This is a genomic window from Infirmifilum sp. (assembly GCF_049970975.1).
GTDB classification, from domain to species: domain Archaea; phylum Thermoproteota; class Thermoprotei; order Thermofilales; family Thermofilaceae; genus Thermofilum; species Thermofilum uzonense.
The window spans coordinates 1-3917 of record NZ_JBMFLX010000117.1; the positions used below are offsets into that span (position 1 = coordinate 1).

Annotated in this window: 2 protein-coding genes; one reads left to right on the top strand and one right to left on the bottom strand. The window is 40.1% G+C overall.

The genetic code is table 11. The annotated features are described in order from the left end of the window. Positions 1–113 precede the first annotated feature (113 nt). The gene (locus ACP5KC_RS09230) at positions 114–416 is read right to left on the bottom strand and encodes a hypothetical protein (RefSeq protein WP_428287354.1); all 303 of its coding nucleotides are present in this window, start codon (positions 414–416) and stop codon (positions 114–116) included. Between the two features lie 206 nt (positions 417–622). On the opposite strand from ACP5KC_RS09230, the gene ACP5KC_RS09235 reads away from it, so the two are divergent. Beyond that, positions 623–3754: a DUF6259 domain-containing protein gene (locus ACP5KC_RS09235; protein ID WP_428287355.1), complete on the top strand. Its 3132-nt coding sequence runs from the start codon at positions 623–625 to the stop codon at positions 3752–3754. Positions 3755–3917 lie beyond the last annotated feature (163 nt).

Consider the following 3917-nt stretch of genomic DNA (forward strand, 5'->3'; position numbering starts at 1 on the left):
CTCAATCGTCGCTTCTACAAAGTTTATGTCGCGGCAAGTCATGAGAAATCAAAATACTCTAATGAAATCAAAGTAGTCTAGGCTTCTCCTCAACAACTTACTTGGAGAGGCGCCTATACTACTCTTTTACCCCGGTGATACAGTCTGACCCGACCCTTACGATACCTTTCAACATAGTCTATTGCTTGCCTTGTGAAACCCTCCCTAGAAACTATCTCAGTTCTACCCTTCTTGACCTCTCTCATCACATCAAACTTGCTCATAGGGCGGCTCCAGTACTTAACCTCCCCTTGATCCCGTCCCCTCACATAGTCTGGTTCGCCTGGACCACCTCGATGATGACCTCCACGTCTCGTTGAGACTAGTTTCTCGTACCACCTGGCTAAGTCTTTTTCTCTGTTTCCTTTTTTACCCATAATTGTTTCTCTGCTAAGAAATATTTATGGTTTTTGCATTTTATTTGTCAATTCCAATATTGAGGTAATCCTCCAGAGTTTCACTTCCTACCTCTGCGACAGTCAACTGCGAAGCTCTAGCTTTAAAACAACCTTAAAATGATTGCTACTAAATAGAAAAATTAATTAATATAAATTTTTAATGATTGAATAGGGAATGCAGATCTATGCCTTTATTGTCTCGCTTCCCTGATCGTAAATTTTCATCTATTTTTCTGGGTTTATTGCTTACTTTAAATTTTTTTGCAATCACCTCCGTTAGGGGTGAAGCTTCTTCATATGTTTACGCCACATACAACTTTCTTAGAATAGGTAACTCTTTCCTTGAAATAGTAATAACTTTTAGTAATAATAATTGGGTAGGCCTATACTCTATAATCGATAAGTCTACTAAAACAGATTTTATACAAGATAAGGCTTCCGTCGACTTGGGATTATTTCTCCTGGAGTACTGGTCTGAAAAGAAAGGATGGTACGAAGCTGCTTTAGGAAGAAATTCCAAGTACTTCACTTATGCATATGGCCTAAACTCTACGGGTGCATATGTAGATTTTTATTGGAGTGGTCTACAATCGACTGAGCCAGGAAGAATTTTAAACATCGAAGTCCATGTAAAAATATTTGTTCCCAGTGAGTCAAGATTAAGCTATTGGCATATTGAGTATAAAAACTATGACTCAGTTGTGATAGAAAACGTTTGGTTTCCTCTAATCTCCGGCATCTCTCAGATTTCAAACACCTCAATAGGAGATTTCCTAGTAATCCCGAGTTGGTCCGGGATTCTCATGAAGAACCCCGCAATAAATATTGTCAGAGGGAAGGGAATAGGTTTTCCATTATATCCATCCGGCTTTTTCAATATGCAGTTCGTAGCATACTATTCCAATGAAAAAAAGAGTGGTTTGTATGTTGCCACATATGACGAGAAAGGAACCTTCTTGAAATCCTTCAGTGTATTGAAAAGTGAAAAAACTGATACTATCTCCTTAGCATATCTGCACCATCCCCCCTTCTCAATCGCAAAACCTTTTTCACTTCCTTACACTATAGTTGTAGGAGTTTTTCAAGGAGACTGGTATGATGCTGCAATGATGTATAAAGAGTGGGCAAGGAAACAATGGTGGACACAAAAAACACTTGAAGGTGACAAAGATACACCTATCTGGTTAAAAAGAGTCGGTCTGATAGCCGATTTTTTCACAAGGTATTGGGAACGTCATTCTATAATGTGGAACGGACCTTACTCCAACATTATTGAGACAGCGGAGAAGGTTAGGAGTTACTTTAACGTCATACCCCTCTTCACGTGGAGAGGCTGGGAAAAGAACGGATTTGGAGTAGCAATGCCTGATTATTTTCCACCAACAGAAGGCTGGGAAAGCTTTGAATCCTCTATTCTTCATGCTCATATGAAAGGTGGGAGAATACTTGTTCCCATACCCATGATTAACATGTATAGTTTCAATGCCTCCGGGTGGCAAGAAGCTGCCAAGTATGCTCCCAGAGATCGAAGAGGCAACTTATATACATATAGTTGGCATATACACAATAACAGCGGTGTTATCGTAAAACAAGTAGGATTCTACATGGGTCCCTCGGATTATTGGCTTAACGTTATTCTTAAAATAATTAAAGAACTCGTATCAAGGAATGTTGACGTATTCCAGTTGGACGGAGGCCCTCCACCTCCCCAGATAAACTTTATTGGAGGAGTTTTTCCTGAAGGAGGGGGGACTTGGTGGACCGAAGGCTTTCTTGAGATTTACAAGAAAGTTAGAGAGGAGGCAAGAAAAATCAATCCCGAAGCCTCTATAGCGTCTGAATGGCTAGCAGAAGCATATATTCCCTTCATTGATATTGCTTTCGACGAAGTTATAGGTGGACTTCCTCCTTATCCCAAATTCGAAGGTCTTGTTTATAATACTTCCTTAAATGAATATATTCCATTGTGGCATGCTGTATATCATGAGAATATCTTGCTCACTTCTAGTATCCTCTATATTGACGGGAGGGATCGAACTTTCTATAGACGATGTCTTGCCAATGCTCTTATTTGGGGAGAGATTCCAGCAATAATTCTTGACCCTCAGGGAACAGGGCCTCCCTACAATCTGAACTTATATGCAAGGGACATGCTTGAATACTCAAGGAGGATAGCCTCTTTAAGAACAACTTACGCCTACGACTTCCTGGTTGGAGGTGTAATGCTGCGTCCCCCAGAAATAATAGATAACAAATTTATACTTGTCCCAGGCGCTAAATCAATACCTTACTCGGGTGAAGATGTTGAACCTTTTTACACTGCCACTGTATACGCTAGCGCTTGGCAGGCCTCAGACGGGAGTATTGGCATAGTACTAACCAATATTGATAGCGTAAAGTCCCAGGTTAGATTAAAGCTCCCATTTCAACGTGACACCAATTCAAAGTATACGGTGTATATGGTTAAAAATGGTGAATTCGTTTTTAATTTCTCCGAGGCTATACTCCCAGAAGAAATCAATGTTTCCCTTTTACCTCTAGAAGTACAATTGATAGTATTTTCTCCCAGGGTATCTCTACGTTCACAAGCCGCGGAACTAATTCATTCCCTACTTTTAAAGAAGGAAGTAACCCCTCTTAACGCTTCGGATGTCTTCTCGAAAAATGTGAGTAAAGTTGTTGACTTATTTAAAAACAACAATTTCACAAGCACTATCGAATTAGCAACAAAACTTGATAATGAAGCCAGTGATGTTTTGAAGTTTTTGGAGCAAATCTCAACGATTGAGTCTCATTACGAGGGATTATCACAAGAATGTAAAAATCAGTATCTATTTGCGAAAATCGAAGGGGCAAGGCTAATGATGGTACAAGCAAAGGAAGCTGCTTTACACTTCAATCTCTCTGGTGCGGAGATTCTGATTAAACATGCTAGGGCATTGCTCAGGGAGGCAGAGGAAAACATTAAAGAATACAAGGAGTTATTGAGCTGGGTCAATTCTCTCCAGTCTAAATTGATCCAATTAGAGAGTGAAAAGGGCTCGGAGAAAAGTACGATGCTGTTGATACTTTCTGAAAAGGCTATTCAAGATGCAAGAGAGAAATTAGAGACTGGGAACTTTACAGGAGCTAAAGTTAAGTTGCTCCAAGCTGAAGAATACATTAGAGAAGCTATTATTGTTTCGAAGACTACACAGGACCAAAAAGGGGAGCATCCAACCAATCTTGCGGCAATGATGGCGATAGCAGTTATAACAACCCTCTTTATCCTCGCCTCAATTTTACTCCTGTCCAAAAGAAAACGAAGGATTAAATAATTAATCCCTTCTCTGAGTTAAGGCTGATTCCCGTTGTAATAATTTTTATAAAAAATCGTCTTTTACATATATGTGAAACTCTCAGAGCTACTTGATCGGTTAACCCTCGAGGAGAAGGCCGGCATTCTCGTGGGAGTAGGAGGCCCCCACATGTTTCCCGGCT